We start from the raw sequence: 17,379 nt of genomic DNA, 5'->3' as shown, positions 1-17,379 counted from the left end.
TGTCCCTTTATTTTAATGACTGCCCACCTCACTACCGCTTAGTCAGGCCGCCTTCATGGATCAACGCTCACATCGCTCTTTGCGCTTTCGTTTTCTGGCAGCGTTGGGAGGGGTCTTATTCCTTGCGCTTATTTCTTTAATTGTATTAAGCAAGTGGGTGATATTCCCAGCGCTTCACAAAGAAGAGCGCACGCTAGTAACCAAAGAGTTAAGTCAAATTGAACGTGGTCTGCAGCTCAACCAAGAGAACCTATTGGTACAAACGCGCGATTGGGCTATTTGGGACGATACCTACGAATTTATCAAGGGCAACTATCCAGGCTATACCGATACTAACTTTAGCCAACAGATGTTCGAAGAGATGCCTTTTCAGCTTATGGCCTTCTTCAACGCCGATGGCGGTGTACATTTTTTAGCAGGTATTAATCCTACTACTGGACGATACACCACCTGCTATACCGCAGAGCGCGAGTGCCAGTGGATGAAAGGCATCATTCGCACTATGCAGAGTTCGATCAAACAAGATCCGCACCAAGGCAAAAGTGACTTATATGCTGGCCCAACCCCAACGATAGTGGCGTCCAACCCAATTCTGCGCACTGACGCAAGCGGCCCACCTCAAGGCTGGCTTTTTCAAGTGAGAGCAATGGATGCCGATTGGCTTGCCAAAATGGAAGATTACACAGGACTTCCCATATCCGTTTCAGTCGTCAGTGATTATCAAGAAAACAGTATTGATATCAGTATCACAGGCAACACGATACTGGCACAGCGTTACTTACCTACCTTCACATCTAACGAGCAGTTAGCGCTAAGCACTCAACTTAGTCGAACTAGTTATTTAGCCAGCTTAGAAACATTTCGCTACGTGTTATTATGGACAGCGTGCTTAATGCTATTGGTCATCTGCCTAGTGTTGGTTCTTTTAGAACGCATAATCCTGATGCCGCTTAGACAACTGACCCGCTTCACTCAGCAATTCAGGGTAACGGATGAGGAATCAAACAATTTATTACAGCGTGGTGATGAAATAGGAATACTTGCACGCACCTTTCAGGATCAGTTTAAGCGTCAGCAACGTCTGAATGCCGAGCTAGTCCAGCTGTCCACTCATGATGCTTTGACGGGGTTACCCAACCGACGATTATTCGATCAGCGCTTACAAGAAGTGCTGGCCAGTACTCAACTCACTAAACAGCCCTTGTCAGTCATGATGATCGACGTTGATCATTTCAAATTATTTAACGATCATTACGGCCATCCAGAAGGGGATGCATGTTTGCAACAGATAGCCCAGGCGATGCATAACATCGCCTCGGTTCATGGCTTTTTTATCGCGCGCAGTGGTGGCGAGGAATTTAGTGCCATGCTGCCCGCTACATCAAGCAGTCAAGCAATGGAAAAAAGCCATGCGCTTATTCATGCCATTGACCAGTTACAATATCCTCACCGCGTGTCGCCTGTTGCTCCCCATGTCACTATTAGCATCGGGGTTAGTCAACTGGATGCTGACGCCATGATGAGTTCCCGCGAATTAATGATGGCTGCAGATCAAGCGTTATACGCTGCTAAAGCGGCAGGACGCCACTGCGTTAAGATGTATTCACCCTCTCTAGCCAACGCCACCTTTACTTCGCACACTATGCCGTTATGAGTGAATTATTTATTATTTTGATCAGTACCGCACTGGTCAATAACTTCGTACTGGTTCAGTTTCTGGGCCTGTGCCCATTTATGGGTGTTTCTAATAAGCTTGAGTCAGCGATGGGTATGTCGCTGGCCACCACGTTCGTGCTGACGCTGGCCTCCGCGGCAAGTTACATGGTTTACCACGGGCTACTGGTGCCCTTTGACGTGACGTACCTGCGCACCATCAGCTTTATTGTGGTGATTGCCGCCGTGGTTCAATTTACCGAAATCATGGTGCGTCAGTTGAGTCCGCTACTGCATCAGGTACTGGGTATTTTCCTGCCTCTTATTACCACCAACTGCGCGGTGTTAGGGGTTGCGCTACTATCTCTAAACCGCGAGTTGAGTTTTTTTCACACCACCCTATATGGATTAGGCGCCGCCTTGGGATTTTCGCTTATTTTAGTGCTGTTTGCCGCCATGCGGGAGCGTTTGGCAGGCGCGGATATCCCTAAACCATTTCAAGGCGCCGCTATTGCCATGGTCACCGCCAGCTTAATGTCTCTGGCGTTCCTCGGCTTTTCGGGTTTGGTGTCTGGATGACCGACGAAATTTACTCAAAAGTAAAGGCTGCGCTTGATGAGTAACACATTCGATGCGATCAGCATGCTTAGCGCAATAGCGGTCTTAACTGGCCTGGGCCTTGGATTTGGCGCCCTGTTGGGCGTGGTTAATGAACGCTTCAAGCGCGACGATAACCCACTGGTGGAACAAATTGATGATTTGTTGCCACAAACCCAGTGCGGGCAATGCGGCTATCCTGGCTGTCGCCCCTACGCCGAAGCCATCAACCAGGGCGATGCACTCAATAAATGCCCGCCAGGTGGCGAAGCGACCATTCATGCGCTTGCCGATCTACTCGGTCGTCAGCCAGAGCCGCTCGACGGTGAAGCCCAACCAGTTGCCAAGGTAGCGTTCATTCGTGAAGCGGAGTGCATCGGCTGCACCAAATGCATTCAAGCGTGCCCGGTCGACGCGATTATCGGCGCCTCTAAATTAATGCATACCGTTATTGAGGATGAGTGCACAGGCTGCGATCTTTGCCTCGATCCCTGCCCCGTTGATTGTATTGATATGCTACCTCGCTCTACCCCGCTTAACCAATGGCAGCCAGTAGTGGCACAGGCGTCTAGCGTCATCGTCAGCGACCGCCCCTCTGCTTCAGGACATGTTCATGTCGAGCGCGTTTGATTTTCCTGGAGGTATTTATCCTCCCGAGCGCAAGGTACGCTCCAGTCAAGCTGGCCTGATTGACGCACCGTTGCCCAGCCGCGTGGTGTTGCCCTTGCGTCAGCACAGTGGTCAAGCCGCCACCGCCTGTGTAGCACCGGGTGATTCAGTCAAGGTCGGCAGCCTGATTGCCAAACGCGAAGGGCTGATCTCAAGCAACCTACACGCCAGTATCAGCGGAACGGTTATCGAGGTTAATGCCAGCCACATTACCATTGAGAGCGATGGTAAAGACGAGTGGCAACGACTGCCCCGCCTGGACTGGTGCGATGCCGACCGCGAAGCGCTACTCGAACGTTTGCGCGAGAGCGGTATCGCCGGGTTAGGTGGCGCTGGCTTTCCTACCCATGTTAAAGCGCAGACGGTAGAACAACAGGGCGTACATACCTTGGTAATTAACGCCGCTGAATGCGAGCCTTATATCACCGCTGACGACGCGACACTGCGCCACTACGCCAGTGAAGTACTGGAAGGGGCGCAGATCATGGCCAAACTGTGCGGTGCGCAGCGGATAATCATTGGTATTGAAGATAATAAGCCCGAGGCAATAGAGGCCCTGACGCGTGCCCTACCGTTTAGCCTGCCGCTAAACGCAGAGCTAAAAGTGATCCCCACCCGTTATCCCAGTGGTGGTGAGCGCCAATTAATTAAGCGTCTTTTAAATATTGAGGTCCCCTCGCAGGGCCTGCCCACCGACGTAGGCGTGCTTTGCCATAATCCTGGCACCTTGCTAGCGACTCTACATGCCGTTCGCGACGGGCAACCGCTGATCGCCAGGGTGGTTACCCTGACCGGTGATGCCATTACCCAGCCCGGCAACCAGTGGGTACGCCTGGGTACTTCCATTGCAGAGCTGCTCACCCAGGCAGGGCTTGAGCAGCAACGGTTATATAAAGTCATCCAGGGTGGCCCGATGATGGGCAAGCCGTTAGCCACTCTCGATACACCGGTCACCAAGCTGACCAACTGCCTAATCGCCTCGACCATTGAAGAGCTACCGCCGGCCCCAGCGGAAGCACCCTGTATTCGCTGTGGTGAATGCGAAAGCGTTTGCCCGGCAGCGCTGCTGCCCCAGCAACTGCACTGGTACGCACGTGCTCAAGACGATGCGAAAATGGAGCGCTACCGCCTGTTTGACTGTATTGAGTGCGGCGCCTGTAGCTACGTCTGTCCAAGCCACATACCGCTGGTCGAAGATTACCGACAAGCGAAAACCCGTCTGCGCCAGCAGCGCATCGAGACCATGAAGGCAGAACATGCCAAACATCGCTTTGAGTTTCGACAAGCACGGCTGGCACGTGAAGAAGCTGAAAAACAGGCCCGCCGTGAAGCCCGTCAGGCTCAACACCGTCGCTCTTCAACACCAAGTGCCCCCAGCAGCGAGAAAGTCGATTTACGCGGACTAAGAATCGCCCATGCCGCCGCGAAGGCATCGGTCAAAAAAGCTGAAAAAACCCTGGCACGCGTAGCACAGGAAGATCCTAAACAACCTTTAGATGATTTAGAAATGCAGCTCGCCACCGCGCAGGAAAACTTACACGCCGCAGAGCTACAGCTAGCAAATGCACGCGCTCAGCAACCGACTGACAGCCCCGCGCCAGCCCCTAGCAAGGAGTCGTCATGAGTATGATGCACGCCTCTAGCGTCAAGGATGCTGCGTCCACACTACCGCCCACGGCCAGCTTAATGCGCTGGGTCATCCTGGCGACGCTGCCGGGGATGCTCACGATGAGCTATTTCTTTGGCTTCGGAGTAATCAGCAATGTGCTGATAGCGGTAACGTTCGGTATTGTCTTTGAAGCCGCCGTGCTGAGGTTACGCCAGCGACCGATACGCTCGACGTTAAATGATGCAACGGCGCTCGTCACCGGAATTTTATTGGGTGTATCGCTACCGCCCGCCAGCCCATGGTGGCTGGTGGGCATTGGTATGTTTGCCGCCATTGTGATTGCCAAGCAGCTTTATGGAGGCTTAGGCCACAACCCTTTCAATCCCGCCATGGTGGGCTATGCCCTGCTGCTGGTCTCGTTTCCTACCTACATGACCCTGTGGTCGCCCCCCCAATCACTGCTACCAGATACATTGTGGGCGCAGATCAGCGGCATGCTGCCAACAGAGCGCCTGGATAGCTTAAGCGGTGCCACCCCACTGGATGCCTTTAAACACAAAGGCGACGCGGTGCTAGCCAGTGAGTTCTGGGCGGCCAACCCGCTGCCAGACAACACGATCAGTGCGTGGCGCTTCACCGCGTTAGCATGGTTGGCAGGCGGTATGCTGCTGCTATACAAACGCATTATTAGCTGGCATATCCCCTTTGCCATGCTGGGAAGCGCCGTCGTGTTGGGGACGTTGTTCTATCTTAGCGACCCCAGCCATTTTGCTTCACCGCTATTTCATTTGCTCACCGGTGCCATGCTGTTCGGGGCATTTTTTATCGCCACCGACCCGGTATCCGCAGCCACCAGTCGACGCGGCAAGCTAATCTATGGCGCAGGAATTGGCATACTGATCATCATTATTCGCAATGTTGGCGGCTACCCAGACGCCGTGGCGTTTGCGGTACTGCTGATGAATCTGTGCGTGCCGTTAGTCGATCTGTATAGCGTGCCTCGCTCCAGTGGCCAGCCGACAACGCCACCCAGGGGCCAGCCATGACGCTATATAAGGCCATGCTGCGAGGGGCGTTCGCGCTTGGCACGTTTGCCCTGGTCACCGCTGGCAGCGTCGCGCTGACTCGCGCCGTCACTGCCGAGCGCATCGCCACGCACCAGCTAGCCTATCAGCACCGTCAGTTACAGGAAGTGCTGCCTGAGGAGCTCGCAACGATTCCGGTGACCAGCGTGCTGGAAAGCGCCTTTGAGCTGCCTAACGCAGGCATGCTGGGACTCAAAAGCGACAGCCAAGGCTGGGCAGTCAGCCATCAGGGAAATAGCGCTGTCATTTTGCCGGCGGTTACACGGCAAGGGTATAACGGCGAAATACGCCTTTTGATCGGCATCGACGAGCATCAACGTATCAGCGGTGTTCGCGTCACCCAGCATCAGGAAACGCCAGGGCTTGGCGATAAAATTGAACGCCGTCGCAGCGATTGGATCACCGAGTTTAACGGTCTGGGATTAGCCAACTTACCTTCAAAGGGCTGGGCTGTTGAGAAGGATGGCGGTCATTTCGACGCCTTTACGGGCGCCACCATCACTCCCCGTGCGGTGGTCAGAGCGGTGCATAAAACGCTGCAATACGTGGCCGAAACACCCTTACCCATCACGTTTGAGGAGCCCGACACATGACCCCAAGCCCCCTATCGCCATGGCGCCAGCTGGCTCGCGATGGGCTATGGTCCAACAATCCAGCGCTGGTTCAACTACTCGGACTCTGCCCACTGCTGGCGGTCAGCGTTAGTGTCGTGAATGCACTGGGGTTGGCGGTCGCGACGCTACTGGTCATGGTCGGCGCCAGCACCACGATTTCGTTAATCCGGCATCAAGTCCCGTCTGCTGTACGCCTACCCGCATTTGTGATGGTGATTGCTGCTTTCGTTACTTGCGCTGAACTGCTGATGGCCGCTTATGCTTACCCGCTTTATCAGGTATTGGGTATTTTTATTCCGCTTATTGTGACCAACTGCGCCATTTTAGGCCGTGCCGATGCCTTTGCGTCTCGCCAGCCGGTGTTGCCGGCGGCCATTGACGGTTTGATGATGGGATTAGGATTTGGTGCTGTGCTGATAGTGCTGGGTGCCCTGCGTGAGTTGCTCGGCCAAGGCACGCTGTTTAGCGACATGGCGCTGTTGTTTGGGCCCTCAGCCGCGAATTGGCAACTCACCGTTGGCAACGACTACCAGTTTTTATTTTTCCTGCTGCCGCCGGGCGCTTTCTTTGTAGCCGGTATGTTGATCGCGCTGAAAAATGCCATTGATCAGCGCCGTGCTGCACGCGCCCAGCCGATGTCGGCGGCCCCACGCAGCGAGCGCCGCGTGCGAGTCACCGGCACGATTAAATAGTAACGCCAACACATTCACTGACACGGCCTGATAACATTTTTTACATATCATTGATAAACATAGAGAACACGCATGAATGCCCAAAAGCGTCATGAGATTTTTACTCGCCTTCAGGCAGAGAACCCAAACCCGACCACCGAGCTAAACTGGACAACACCTTTTGAACTGCTCGCTGCTGTACTGTTATCCGCCCAAGCGACCGACGTGGGCGTTAACAAGGCAACGGCGCGCCTCTACCCAGTCGCCAATACCCCGCAAGGCATCATCGACCTGGGAATTGATGGTCTCAAAGCACATATTAAAACCATCGGCCTATACAACACCAAAGCCGAAAACCTTATGAAAACCTGCCATATGTTGGTTAACCAACATGACGGCAAGGTGCCCGAAACCCGCGAGGCATTAGAAGCCTTGCCGGGCGTCGGTCGTAAGACGGCCAACGTGATACTCAATACGGCCTTTGGGCAACCCACCATGGCAGTGGATACGCATATTTTTCGGGTTTCAAATCGTACTGGCATCGCCAAAGGCAAAAACGTCGTGGAGGTAGAGCAAAAATTGCTGCGCCATGTGCCCAAAGGATTTCTTCATGATGCCCACCATTGGCTGATTTTGCATGGCCGTTATACCTGTGTTGCACGCAAGCCCCGCTGCGGCAGCTGTATTATTGAAGACCTTTGTGAATTTAAAGATAAAACCGAGCTTGCGTAGTTACCTCAGACACGCCTGAACCGCCAGCCCTTATTCGCCAAATTTGCTATCAAGAGACTGGTATTAACACCTTACGGTAGGCCTCCCGCCAAGCAGGCCACTCCCATACCGATGTATCCACTGGTCCAGGCCGACTGGCTGGATCTGTCAGCCACGCATAAAGCCGCTGATAAAGCCCATCTTGCGTGCCGTCATAGCGATAAGCAGGTGGATAAAGGTCAGGAAAACAGAGTCGGTCCGGGACGAGCGGTAGCGCACCGCGTTGCGCCGCCTCCATAATCGCCAGCCCTTGAAACTCGTGCCACGTAGTTGAAACCACGATATCAGCACTATCCAGCAATGTTCGATAGGCAGCCTCCGGCTGCGGGCCCCACGCGACGATATGCGCTTTCAGGCGCTGTTCAGCCTCTGCAAAAATGTCAGGGACTTGGCGAAAACGCTGCCCCAGTACCGCTAGTTCAAATGCCACTCCAGCATCACTTAAGGCAAACAGTACCGCAAAAAAATCACGCGGATTTTTATCGTACTCCCAGCGATGATTCCAGACGATGCGCCTCGGCACAGCGCTGTGATTAGGCGCTACGGGACAATCGATAGGAACCGGTAGTACGTGTGCCCGATCGCGCAGCGCAGTCAGTGGTTTGGCAATAGGAAGGTTTTCGGGCATCTTCTTAAAAAAAGCGCGGGCACCCGCAATAAAAGAGTCGCGATTGTAGGCGCTATTAAACACCACGCAATCTGCTGATAGTGCCGTGTAAAGATTGACCATTTTGGCCTCTACTTGCGGCATCTGTTCGCTTGATTCGGGATAGGCAAATTGGTTTTCATGAAAGTAAACAACCTTTCTCGCCCGACCAAGATGCGGAAACAGCCCCACCAACGTTGCTAAATCCACCATTGAGGTGGCTACTATCACATCAAAGGTTTGATTGAGGGTAGCTTGCTCTTTAAGCCACCATGTCAGCGGGTTGCCACGAATACGCCATGAGAAGTGGCGCGGCGGCAAGCTGAGCAGTGTCCATGACATATCATCAAGCTGGGCCATTAAATGTTGCGCCCAATAGCGATGACTTACCGCCTCATAGGCTGATAACAAAAGTACGCGCATTGAATATCCTAACTGCGAAATAGCCGAGCTGTCGTAGCATACTAACGATGGCCAGCCGATCAACGCTCAGTGTAACGAGCACGCACACTGAACACGGCACCATTGTGCCAAGGTCGTCTAGGCTACTTTATTGGTTCTCACTAGACTGTTCACCATACACCGCTTAATCGCGCTGCGCTGTTTGATAGCGAGCAGATATCAAAAAGCGCCTATTATAAAAAGCTGGAAACACTATGGCCCTAATACTCATTGTCGATAATGACCCCAACATCTTGCTCTCACTTGAGTACCTGATGCAGCAAGCTGGATTTGAGGTGGTCGTTGCCGAAGATGGTGAACAGGCCCTGACACGCGTTGACACTACTCCCCCAGACCTTCTACTCCTCGATAGTAACCTGCCGGATATTAGCGGATTCGAGGTGCTAGAAAGGCTGCGTAGTGAAGCCTCCACGTCACACTTGCCTATTATAATGCTGACGGCCTACGGGCGGGACGCTGAGCGTGAGAAAGGCCTGGCGCTTGGTGCCAATGACTACATCATCAAGCCCTTCTCGCCCCAGTTACTCATTGAACGCGCCCACGCGCTGCTGCCAAAGGAATCAGCATGAGCCGGCGCGGGCTACCCAAACGCCAGCGCCTGATTGGCCTATGGCTGTTGCTGAGCGGTGTCAGCCTGTTGGGCGGTGCGATATTTGCCACTTGGCTGGATGCTCACCTAGCCCCTAGCGGCTTGGCGCGCCTTACCCTGTGGCTTGGCAGTTTTTCTGGAGGCGCCACCATCTTTTTAGTTGGGCTGGTGCTTGAGCGCAGGTTATTCACCCCATTACGTCAGCTACAGGCACAGCTTGCCCGTTTGGTCGCTAACCCTGATGCTCGCGACGATCATCCGCCCAAAGGTTGGTTAAAAAGTCTGGAGCCCGACTTGCGTCGAGTACACGACTACTGGCGTGAAGACCGACGCCGTTTGGCAACAGCGCATGCCGAAGGCGCACGCAGTGCAGCACGCATTCGTCAGGAGCTGGAGACATTACTGCAACTGCTCGAAACGCCTCTGATTTTATGTGATCACCACCGACGTCTAATGCTTTACAACCAAGCGGCCGAGGAATTTTTTAACGGCAACACGGGCCTAGGATTAGGCAAACGGCTGGAGTCACTGCTGCCCACCTCAAGCCTACAGCACACGCTTAACCAATTACCCCAGGATGGCGCCCCTAGAGAATGGCTTACCGCCTGCGACAACCGATGGCTAAAGATTATCTTGCGTCGGGTCCCCGACAGGCATGGCGAAATATTACTTACCTTTAGCGACGCCACAGCCTCCTGGTCAAATGAAATGGGCGCAAGAGCGCAGTTGGCGGACATGCTGATCCCCCTGCGTCAGCATTCCGCCAGCCTCATTTGTGCCGCTGATGCGCTGAGCCAATTACGCCCCCAAAGCAACGCCAATAACGACTTACTGCGCCAACGTTTGGAGCGCATGATTCAGGAGGAAGGCGCTATTCTAGGCGACAATGTGGCCAGGATAGGGAGTCTACTCGATGATATGCAGCAACAAGGCGAGCGCTTAACGCCCCTGTGGTCTAACGACTTTTGGCAGGCGCTGGATGAACGCCTGGACCCCGAGCACCGGTTAATTACCCCGGTGGGCGTACCCACTTGGTTTAAAGGCGACGCTCCGGCTTTAATGGCCATGTTTGATTCGCTGGTTAAACACCTCAACACCCATCTGCCTGACAATGGGTTTGAGGGAGAAATAAGCCAGGGTAATAAATATATCTATTTAGATCTTATCTGGCGCGGCAAGGCGCTGACCGAACACGCACTTTCACAGTGGCGCCAGCATCAACTCGCTTCTCTCCCGTTAATGCCAAAGGTGGCCGACGTGCTGCGCCAACACGCCAGCGAGGTCTGGAGTCTTAACGATGCAGACGGTATTCATGCCCGCTTAAGGCTTCCCTTGCCCGCCATGGAGCGTGAGGGTGCCCCACGCGATGCCGCGCCGCCGAGACCCGAATTCCACGATTTTGGTATTGCAGACCTTCCCCCACCGGATGAAGCGCTCGCTGGTCGCCCGCTGCGCAGCCTTGATATTGTGTCCTTTGACACTGAAACCACCGGGCTTGAGCTTCGCCGCGGCGACACGGTGATCAGTCTTGGGGCCTGCCGTATCGTCAATGCCCGCCTATTAGCAAGCGATGTTTTTGACCAAAAAGTTGACCCACAGCGACCAATTCCCGCCGCCAGTACCACTATTCATGGCATTACTGATGCGGATGTGAAGGGCGCGCCCACCCTTGATAGCGTTCTTCCCCGCTTCCTTGACTATGTCGGGGAGTCGGTCTTGCTGGCCCACAATGCTGATTTTGACCTACTCGCCATCAGCCAAAAAGGCATCGATCTGGAGTTACCCGTTATTGATACGTTGTTGATTTCGCGTGCGCTGGATGAAGCCTTGGAGGGACACGACCTGGATAGCCTCGCTCAGCGCTACGATCTGACGTTCCCGCCCGGCACTCGCCACACGGCGCTAGGTGATGCTCAAGTCACCGCGGAGCTTTGGCTTGCCCTGCTGCCGCGCTTAGAAGCCCGGGGTATCGATAGTTTTGAACAGTTGCTTGCGCTACAAGCCAGCGCCGTTGATCGCCAGGATGCCAACGCAAAGTAACGCTAACCGGCGCCTAAAACCAAAGACATCATGGGCTTTTCATGGCGCTCAGAAAGCACGCGCGCATAGGCCGGGCAAGCAGGAGATGAAGAGACTAACAATATAAGGAACCGCACGATTGACAGCGGCTATTCGCTTTCGCCAGCGCGGCGCGGGTCAGGTTCAAACATGTCATCACCGACTTCATTGATATAGCGCTGTGCCTTGGTCACCATCATGGCATCACAAGCCTCGCGCCCAGGCAGCATATCGGAACGCTCAAAACGGTGTTCAAGCGCTCCCTCGTTGGCATCCGGTTTACGAATGAGGCCGCTGACACGAAACTGGCCGCTCTGATCATCCGGCTGAGAGATTATTTCATACCCTTTATACTCAACTGGTTCAGCCGCTTTGGTGGTAGTGCCCGGCGAGCCTTGGCTACCACTACCAAAGAGACCGGAGATTAGTTTTTTAAGCATGGTTGTGCCTCCTGTGTCGCTAGGGCGGCCATTGTCGAGCCGCCCTAGCCAGTCATACGCTATGGTTGGGTATCAGCGCTTAATTAGCTCTGTTTACGCCCTTTACCAGCGGCAATACGTAACCGCAGTGCGTTAAGCTTGATAAAGCCTTCCGCGTCTTTTTGGTTGTAGGCGCCAGCATCATCTTCAAAGGTCGCGATTGATTCATCAAACAGCGACTCATCAGATTTGCGGCCCACCACGGTCGCGTTACCTTTATAGAGCTTCATACGGACCACACCGGCGACGTTTTTCTGGGTCTCGTCAATGGCCGCTTGCAGCATACGGCGCTCAGGGCTCCACCAGTAGCCGTTGTAGATCACTTCGGCATATTTAGGCATTAGCTGGTCTTTCAGGTGGGCTTCTTCACGGTCCAGGGTCAATGACTCAATGGCACGGTGAGCACGCAGCATAATGGTGCCCCCCGGTGTTTCGTAGCAACCACGAGACTTCATACCCACGTAGCGGTTTTCAACAATGTCCAACCGGCCGATGCCGTTATCGCCACCTAACTTGTTAAGCTTTTCGAGCACTTCATGCGCTTTCAACGGCTCTCCGTCGATGGCAACGATGTCGCCCTTTTCAAAGGTCAACTCAACGTAAGTTGGCTGGTCAGGGGCAGCTTCTGGCGAAACGCTCCAGCGCCACATGTCCTCTTCTGCTTCAGCCCATGGGTCTTCCAAAATGCCACCCTCATACGAGATGTGAAGCAAGTTGGCATCCATGGAGTACGGCGACTTTTTCTTTTTATTGGAAAAGTCGACCGGGATATTATGCTCTTCACAGTAAGCCATCAGCTTTTCGCGAGACGTTAAGTCCCACTCACGCCAGGGAGCAATGACTTTTACCCCGGGCTTCAAGGCATAACCGCCAAGCTCAAAGCGCACCTGGTCGTTACCTTTACCCGTCGCGCCGTGGGAAATAGCATCCGCGCCTGTTTCGTTCGCTATTTCGATCAAGCGCTTGGCAATCAATGGCCGGGCGATAGAGGTGCCCAGCAGATATTCGCCTTCATAGATAGTGTTGGCACGAAACATCGGGTAAACGTAGTCGCGCACAAACTCTTCACGTAAGTCTTCGATGTAAATCTCTTTTACACCAAGCGCTTGCGCCTTAGTTCGCGCTGGCTCAACTTCTTCGCCCTGACCGATGTCGGCAGTAAAGGTTACTACCTCGCAGTTGTAGGTTTCTTGCAACCACTTAACGATTACGGATGTGTCCAGGCCGCCTGAATATGCCAGCACAACCTTTTTGACATCGGACATTCTTTGCTCCTCGTTGACTAACGGTCGTTGATCAGTAAAAACGGCACTATCGTGTAGCACTCGGCTAACATGATAAACCTTGATGATAGCCGTTGAGTATAGCGCTCTCGATGACCTGCGAATACCGTCAACGACGCCTGACGTCTAAAGCTGATAGAATCATGCCATTAAGCGGCGGCTTGCCGCTTGTATTGACCGATTACTCGCTTTACTAAGGAGAGCTTCATGAGCGAGGCAATTGCCCGCGAATTAATGGCCCAGCGCTTTCGCAGTTACCTGCCCGTGGTCGTTGATTTAGAAACCGGGGGATTTAATGCCCAAGGTGATGCCGTGTTAGAGATAGCCGCCGTCACACTCACCATGGATCCGGAGGGCAACCTGCTTCCTGATGCCACCTATGCTTATCATATTCACCCTTTTGAGGGTGCTAATGTCGAGCAGTCTGCGCTGGATTTCACCGGCATTAATTTAGACGACCCGTTACGCACGCAGGTAGCGCTAAGCGAAGCCGATGCGTTAAACGAAATTTTCCGTCCGATCCGTAAGTCAATCAAAGCGCATGACTGCACCCGTGCTATTTTAGTGGGCCATAATGCGGCATTTGATCAGGGCTTTTTAAACGCTGCGGTCAATCGCTGTGGCATTAAGCGAAATCCATTTCATCCCTTTTCAAGCTTTGATACCGCGACGCTAGCCGGGTTGGTCTATGGTCAAACGGTGCTTGCTCGCGCCTGTCGTGCCGCGGGTATTGAGTTTGATAATAAAGCGGCTCATTCGGCACGTTACGATACCGAGCGGACCGCCGAACTTTTTTGCGCCATGGTGAATCGCTATAAAGATTTAGGTGGATGGCGACTCGCTCAGCGCGAACAAGAAATGGATGGCAAAGAGTAAACGTAAATCAACTGTGCAGGCGTACGTGTAAGCGTAGATGCAGGCACCTGGCCTTTACGCTAAACTTTGCAACACTGTAGCAACATAACTTTGCATTAATACTGCCACTACTGCTCAGTCAGCAGTCGGTGGCAGCACAATACGATGATTAATCCTACCCGTTTTCAGGAGATGAGACGTTTCCATGGCCCAGCATAATGCCTTTTACGCCCAATCCGGTGGTGTTACCGCCGTGATCAACGCCAGCGCTTGCGGCGTCATTGAAGCCTGCCGCCAAGCACCCGATCAAATCGGAAAGGTTTATGCCGGTCATAACGGCATTATCGGTGCGCTAACGGAAGACCTTATTGATGTGACCCAAGAAAGCGATGAATCCATCGCGGCATTGCGTCATACCCCAGGCGGAGCATTTGGCTCTTGTCGCTACAAACTAAAAGATATTGACGCTCATCGTGCTCAGTACGAGCGCTTAATCGAAGTATTCAAAGCTCACGATATCCGTTATTTCTTTTATAACGGCGGGGGCGATAGTGCCGATACCTGCTTAAAAGTATCGCAACTTTCTGAAAAACTAGGCTATCCCCTCACCGCGATTCACGTCCCCAAAACCGTGGATAACGACCTGCCGATTACCGATAACAGCCCTGGGTTTGGCAGCGTTGCCAAGTACATCGCCACCTCGACGTTTGAAGCCTCGCTGGATATCGCCTCCATGTGCGCAACGTCTACCAAGGTGTTTGTGCTTGAAGTGATGGGTCGCCACGCAGGATGGATTGCCGCCGCGGGTGGTTTAGCGGGACAGGCGGAGGGCGAGCCCCCGCATATGATTATTTTCCCGGAAGTACCCTTTAACCGTAAAGCCGCCATGGCGCGGGTTGAGGAGAGCGTGAAGCAGTTCGGCTACTGCGTGATCGTAGTTTCTGAGGGAGCACGCTACGAAGATGGCACTTTCCTGGCCGATGCTGGCAACACCGATGCTTTCGGTCACCGCCAACTCGGTGGTGTTGCCCCTACGCTGGCGGGCATGATCAAGCAGGACCTGGGTTACAAGTACCACTGGGCAGTGGCGGACTATTTACAGCGCGCCGCGCGCCACTTGGCCTCTAAAACAGACGTTGAGCAAGCGTATGCCGTCGGTCGCGAAGCGGTCACGTTAGCACTCGCGGGTAAAAACGCCATGATGCCCGCCATTCGACGCATCTCCCAGTCGCCTTACCAGTGGGACGTTATTTCCGCCCCGCTGTCGCAAGTGGCCAACCAAGAAAAATTTATGCCACGCGATTTCATTAGCGAGAATGGCTTTGAGATTACTCAACCGTGCCGGGATTACCTTTCTCCCTTGATTCAAGGCGAAGATTTCCCGCCGTTTGAAAACGGGTTGCCTAAAGTGGCCAAACTAAAACTGGCCAAGGTCGAGCGTAAGCTGCCTACGTTTACGCTATAAGCCACTAACGTAGCATGGTCATTGCGAGGCAGGGATTGCCGCGTCGCTTCGCTCCTCGCAATGACCTACCTACTTATGGCGAATGCTATTGAGCCATCATGCACTGTGCTATCCGGTGTTAGCGCAGCAGCCAGGAAAGCACCAGCAGCAACAGCAGAATACCTGCCACCCCTTGCCAAAAACGACGCGGCTCCTGACGGTTCTCTTCCCGGCTAGGCAGCCGTCCAAGGGGAACCCTCAGGGCATGCAAAAACTCAGATAAACGCCTAAAGCGCAGTGCTCGTTGGGGATCCAGAGCGCGACGAAGGGCTTCATCCAATGATGACGATATTTCCGGATTGGTGGTTCTCGCGCTGCGATAGGTCAGCTCTTCAAGATCAGTATGGCTGCGCAGTCGATTGGGGGTCAGCGTATAGGGTAACGCCCCGGTTAGTAGCCAGTAAGTCGTGGAAGCCAAGGAGTACTGGTCGCTACGCCGTCCGATACTGTCGCCTAATGCATATTCGGGTGCGGAGTGTTCATTAAAACCAAGCTGGCGGAGTAACTCCCCTGAGTGCCGGTGCCCCTCGCCATCGCGCATATGACAAGCGCTAAAATCGCTAAGCACCAGCTTGCCGTGCGGGTCGATTAAAATATTATCGGGATTAATCTGCTGGTGAATAATCTCCCGATGATGCAAGGCCTGTACTGCCTTACCAAGCTGATTCGCAATATCCAAACGCTGGGTCAGGCTCGCTTGTGGGTGACGCTCAGCCCACTGGCGTAAGGTTTCGCCCTCAACATGCTGCATCAGATAATAGAGATAGCGGCGTGGGCGCGACGGCTCCATGACTTTGACCACGAAAGGCGAATTCACCCTCTCGACGACCCACTGCTGGAGCAAAAAATGCTCAAGGTAGGCGTTGCGCAAAGAAAGTTCGGGACTGGGCGCCTTCATGACCATTTCCCGCTCGCTATGAACATCACGAACGCGATAAACCCGGGATTGCGCGGTGCGCGACAGCACGGCGAGCACTTCCAAACCGTCTAAACGCTCCCCTGGCGAGAGCTCTGGCGGGATCGGCAAATCCCCATAGAGCTGTCCGGGATGCTCCGTTTCTTCGTCGGGCAATTCGTCAATGCGTATCAATTGGAAACAGAACTGATCTCCACCGTAGCCGCGATCCTGGGCCCGCTGTTTGGCTTCATTGGCCAAACGCTCGCAGGCTGCATCCAGGTCGCTGGCATCCTGACGAATTAACCGCACGTAGTCAGAAGGAAGTAACGTTCCACGCACCCCTTGAGTCGTAAACAGGAACAAGTCCCCCTGCTTAAGCGCGATATGGGTATAGTCGATGTCGACACTGCCATCCATACCCAACGCTCGCGAAGGATAACGATAGCCGCCTATATCGGTCACATGGTCGCGGCTTAGCTGTTCAAATTCAGCGCCCCGCAAACGAAAGACCAATGTATCGCCCATATGAAACAGATGCGCTTCACGACCACGAAAAACCATTGCAGACAGGGAGGACACAAAACTGCCCTCTTTAACATGCTGGCTTTGGCTATAGCACCAGCTATTCAGCGCGCGCAGTACGCGAGTGGCCGAGGTTTTAACATCCCAGTGGTCAGGAGTGGAAAAGTAGTCGGCCAGAAATCCTCGTACGCTTAAATCACCGGCCTGCTTCGCCATCGTATTGCGCGAGACAGAGTCGCTAATCACTGCACAGCCCCCTTTAGCGCGAAGCAGTGGCGCCTCAGGAAAGCGCACCGACATGGAACTGCGGTGCAGGCGTCGGTCGGGCGCGACAAACGCCTGACCGTAACTAATGAGCAATTGGGCGTGCGACAAGTCATCCTCCTAGGCTGCCGACTCGTTCTAGGGACACCG

Annotated in this window: 16 protein-coding genes; 12 read left to right on the top strand and 4 right to left on the bottom strand. The window is 53.8% G+C overall.

Annotated elements, in window-relative coordinates:
• Positions 1–55 precede the first annotated feature (55 nt).
• From ACFFLD_RS11650 to nth, 8 genes are all read left to right on the top strand, one after another.
• Positions 56–1,654 (top strand): sensor domain-containing diguanylate cyclase, encoded by a 1,599-nt coding sequence (locus ACFFLD_RS11650; RefSeq protein WP_386040324.1) that lies wholly within the window; start codon positions 56–58, stop codon positions 1,652–1,654.
• A complete protein-coding gene (gene rsxA, locus ACFFLD_RS11645; RefSeq protein WP_386040322.1) occupies positions 1,651–2,232 on the top strand; it encodes an electron transport complex subunit RsxA in 582 nt (193 codons plus the stop codon). The genes ACFFLD_RS11650 and rsxA overlap by 4 nt, the downstream gene beginning before the upstream one ends.
• Before the next feature lie 36 nt (positions 2,233–2,268).
• Positions 2,269–2,880 (top strand): electron transport complex subunit RsxB, encoded by a 612-nt coding sequence (gene rsxB, locus ACFFLD_RS11640; protein WP_386040320.1) that lies wholly within the window; start codon positions 2,269–2,271, stop codon positions 2,878–2,880.
• On the top strand, positions 2,864–4,543 hold the full coding sequence (gene rsxC, locus ACFFLD_RS11635; protein ID WP_386040318.1) for an electron transport complex subunit RsxC: 1,680 nt from the start codon (positions 2,864–2,866) through the stop codon (positions 4,541–4,543). The genes rsxB and rsxC overlap by 17 nt, the downstream gene beginning before the upstream one ends.
• Entirely contained in the window at positions 4,540–5,574 is a 1,035-nt protein-coding gene (locus ACFFLD_RS11630; protein ID WP_386040316.1) for an RnfABCDGE type electron transport complex subunit D, read from the top strand. The genes rsxC and ACFFLD_RS11630 overlap by 4 nt, the downstream gene beginning before the upstream one ends.
• Positions 5,571–6,206: an electron transport complex subunit RsxG gene (rsxG, locus tag ACFFLD_RS11625; protein ID WP_386040315.1), complete on the top strand. Its 636-nt coding sequence runs from the start codon at positions 5,571–5,573 to the stop codon at positions 6,204–6,206. Before ACFFLD_RS11630 ends, rsxG begins: the two co-directional genes overlap by 4 nt.
• A complete protein-coding gene (locus ACFFLD_RS11620) occupies positions 6,203–6,919 on the top strand; it encodes an electron transport complex subunit E (RefSeq protein WP_386040313.1) in 717 nt (238 codons plus the stop codon). The genes rsxG and ACFFLD_RS11620 overlap by 4 nt, the downstream gene beginning before the upstream one ends.
• Before the next feature lie 72 nt (positions 6,920–6,991).
• On the top strand, positions 6,992–7,630 hold the full coding sequence (nth, locus tag ACFFLD_RS11615; protein ID WP_386040311.1) for an endonuclease III: 639 nt from the start codon (positions 6,992–6,994) through the stop codon (positions 7,628–7,630).
• Between the two features lie 49 nt (positions 7,631–7,679).
• Here the strand turns inward: nth and ACFFLD_RS11610 are convergent, their stop codons facing one another.
• The gene (locus tag ACFFLD_RS11610; protein WP_386040309.1) at positions 7,680–8,738 is read right to left on the bottom strand and encodes a tRNA-queuosine alpha-mannosyltransferase domain-containing protein; all 1,059 of its coding nucleotides are present in this window, start codon (positions 8,736–8,738) and stop codon (positions 7,680–7,682) included.
• Between the two features lie 233 nt (positions 8,739–8,971).
• Between ACFFLD_RS11610 and ACFFLD_RS11605 the strand changes: the two genes are divergently transcribed.
• The gene (locus ACFFLD_RS11605; RefSeq protein WP_386040307.1) at positions 8,972–9,346 is read left to right on the top strand and encodes a response regulator transcription factor; all 375 of its coding nucleotides are present in this window, start codon (positions 8,972–8,974) and stop codon (positions 9,344–9,346) included.
• Positions 9,343–11,406 (top strand): 3'-5' exonuclease, encoded by a 2,064-nt coding sequence (locus ACFFLD_RS11600; protein ID WP_386040305.1) that lies wholly within the window; start codon positions 9,343–9,345, stop codon positions 11,404–11,406. Before ACFFLD_RS11605 ends, ACFFLD_RS11600 begins: the two co-directional genes overlap by 4 nt.
• 128 nt (positions 11,407–11,534) lie before the next feature.
• Here ACFFLD_RS11600 and ACFFLD_RS11595 read toward each other — a convergent pair whose 3' ends face one another.
• Both ACFFLD_RS11595 and ACFFLD_RS11590 read right to left on the bottom strand, forming a co-directional pair.
• Positions 11,535–11,864, bottom strand: a complete 330-nt coding sequence (locus ACFFLD_RS11595; RefSeq protein WP_386040303.1) for an HlyU family transcriptional regulator — start codon at positions 11,862–11,864, stop codon at positions 11,535–11,537.
• 83 nt (positions 11,865–11,947) lie between these two features.
• Positions 11,948–13,168, bottom strand: a complete 1,221-nt coding sequence (locus tag ACFFLD_RS11590; protein WP_386040301.1) for an argininosuccinate synthase — start codon at positions 13,166–13,168, stop codon at positions 11,948–11,950.
• A gap of 225 nt (positions 13,169–13,393) precedes the next feature.
• On the opposite strand from ACFFLD_RS11590, the gene rnt reads away from it, so the two are divergent.
• Both rnt and ACFFLD_RS11580 read left to right on the top strand, forming a co-directional pair.
• On the top strand, positions 13,394–14,062 hold the full coding sequence (rnt, locus tag ACFFLD_RS11585; RefSeq protein WP_386040299.1) for a ribonuclease T: 669 nt from the start codon (positions 13,394–13,396) through the stop codon (positions 14,060–14,062).
• Between the two features lie 184 nt (positions 14,063–14,246).
• Positions 14,247–15,506: a 6-phosphofructokinase gene (locus ACFFLD_RS11580; RefSeq protein ID WP_386040297.1), complete on the top strand. Its 1,260-nt coding sequence runs from the start codon at positions 14,247–14,249 to the stop codon at positions 15,504–15,506.
• A 118-nt stretch (positions 15,507–15,624) separates the two neighbouring features.
• On the opposite strand, the gene ACFFLD_RS11575 is transcribed toward ACFFLD_RS11580, so the two are convergent.
• Positions 15,625–17,340 (bottom strand): protein kinase domain-containing protein, encoded by a 1,716-nt coding sequence (locus tag ACFFLD_RS11575; protein WP_386040295.1) that lies wholly within the window; start codon positions 17,338–17,340, stop codon positions 15,625–15,627.
• Between the last annotated feature and the right edge of the window lie 39 nt (positions 17,341–17,379).

Origin of the sequence: Vreelandella sulfidaeris, from assembly GCF_042429665.1 — a bacterium.
Lineage (GTDB): Bacteria > Pseudomonadota > Gammaproteobacteria > Pseudomonadales > Halomonadaceae > Vreelandella.
The sequence above is the reverse complement of the archived record's forward strand: the minus strand, read 5'-3'. Positions and strand labels throughout refer to the sequence as shown.

Excerpts from the sequence above, each read along its gene's own strand:
- ACFFLD_RS11650 (WP_386040324.1), top strand. The coding sequence starts at position 56 with ATGGATCAACGCTCACATCGCTCTTTGCGCTTTCGTTTTCTGGCAGCG.
- rsxA (WP_386040322.1), top strand. The coding sequence starts at position 1,651 with ATGAGTGAATTATTTATTATTTTGATCAGTACCGCACTGGTCAATAAC.
- rsxB (WP_386040320.1), top strand. The coding sequence starts at position 2,269 with ATGAGTAACACATTCGATGCGATCAGCATGCTTAGCGCAATAGCGGTC.
- rsxC (WP_386040318.1), top strand. The coding sequence starts at position 2,864 with ATGTCGAGCGCGTTTGATTTTCCTGGAGGTATTTATCCTCCCGAGCGC.
- ACFFLD_RS11630 (WP_386040316.1), top strand. The coding sequence starts at position 4,540 with ATGAGTATGATGCACGCCTCTAGCGTCAAGGATGCTGCGTCCACACTA.
- rsxG (WP_386040315.1), top strand. The coding sequence starts at position 5,571 with ATGACGCTATATAAGGCCATGCTGCGAGGGGCGTTCGCGCTTGGCACG.
- ACFFLD_RS11620 (WP_386040313.1), top strand. The coding sequence starts at position 6,203 with ATGACCCCAAGCCCCCTATCGCCATGGCGCCAGCTGGCTCGCGATGGG.
- nth (WP_386040311.1), top strand. The coding sequence starts at position 6,992 with ATGAATGCCCAAAAGCGTCATGAGATTTTTACTCGCCTTCAGGCAGAG.
- ACFFLD_RS11610 (WP_386040309.1), bottom strand. The coding sequence starts at position 8,738 with ATGCGCGTACTTTTGTTATCAGCCTATGAGGCGGTAAGTCATCGCTAT.
- ACFFLD_RS11605 (WP_386040307.1), top strand. The coding sequence starts at position 8,972 with ATGGCCCTAATACTCATTGTCGATAATGACCCCAACATCTTGCTCTCA.
- ACFFLD_RS11600 (WP_386040305.1), top strand. The coding sequence starts at position 9,343 with ATGAGCCGGCGCGGGCTACCCAAACGCCAGCGCCTGATTGGCCTATGG.
- ACFFLD_RS11595 (WP_386040303.1), bottom strand. The coding sequence starts at position 11,864 with ATGCTTAAAAAACTAATCTCCGGTCTCTTTGGTAGTGGTAGCCAAGGC.
- ACFFLD_RS11590 (WP_386040301.1), bottom strand. The coding sequence starts at position 13,168 with ATGTCCGATGTCAAAAAGGTTGTGCTGGCATATTCAGGCGGCCTGGAC.
- rnt (WP_386040299.1), top strand. The coding sequence starts at position 13,394 with ATGAGCGAGGCAATTGCCCGCGAATTAATGGCCCAGCGCTTTCGCAGT.
- ACFFLD_RS11580 (WP_386040297.1), top strand. The coding sequence starts at position 14,247 with ATGGCCCAGCATAATGCCTTTTACGCCCAATCCGGTGGTGTTACCGCC.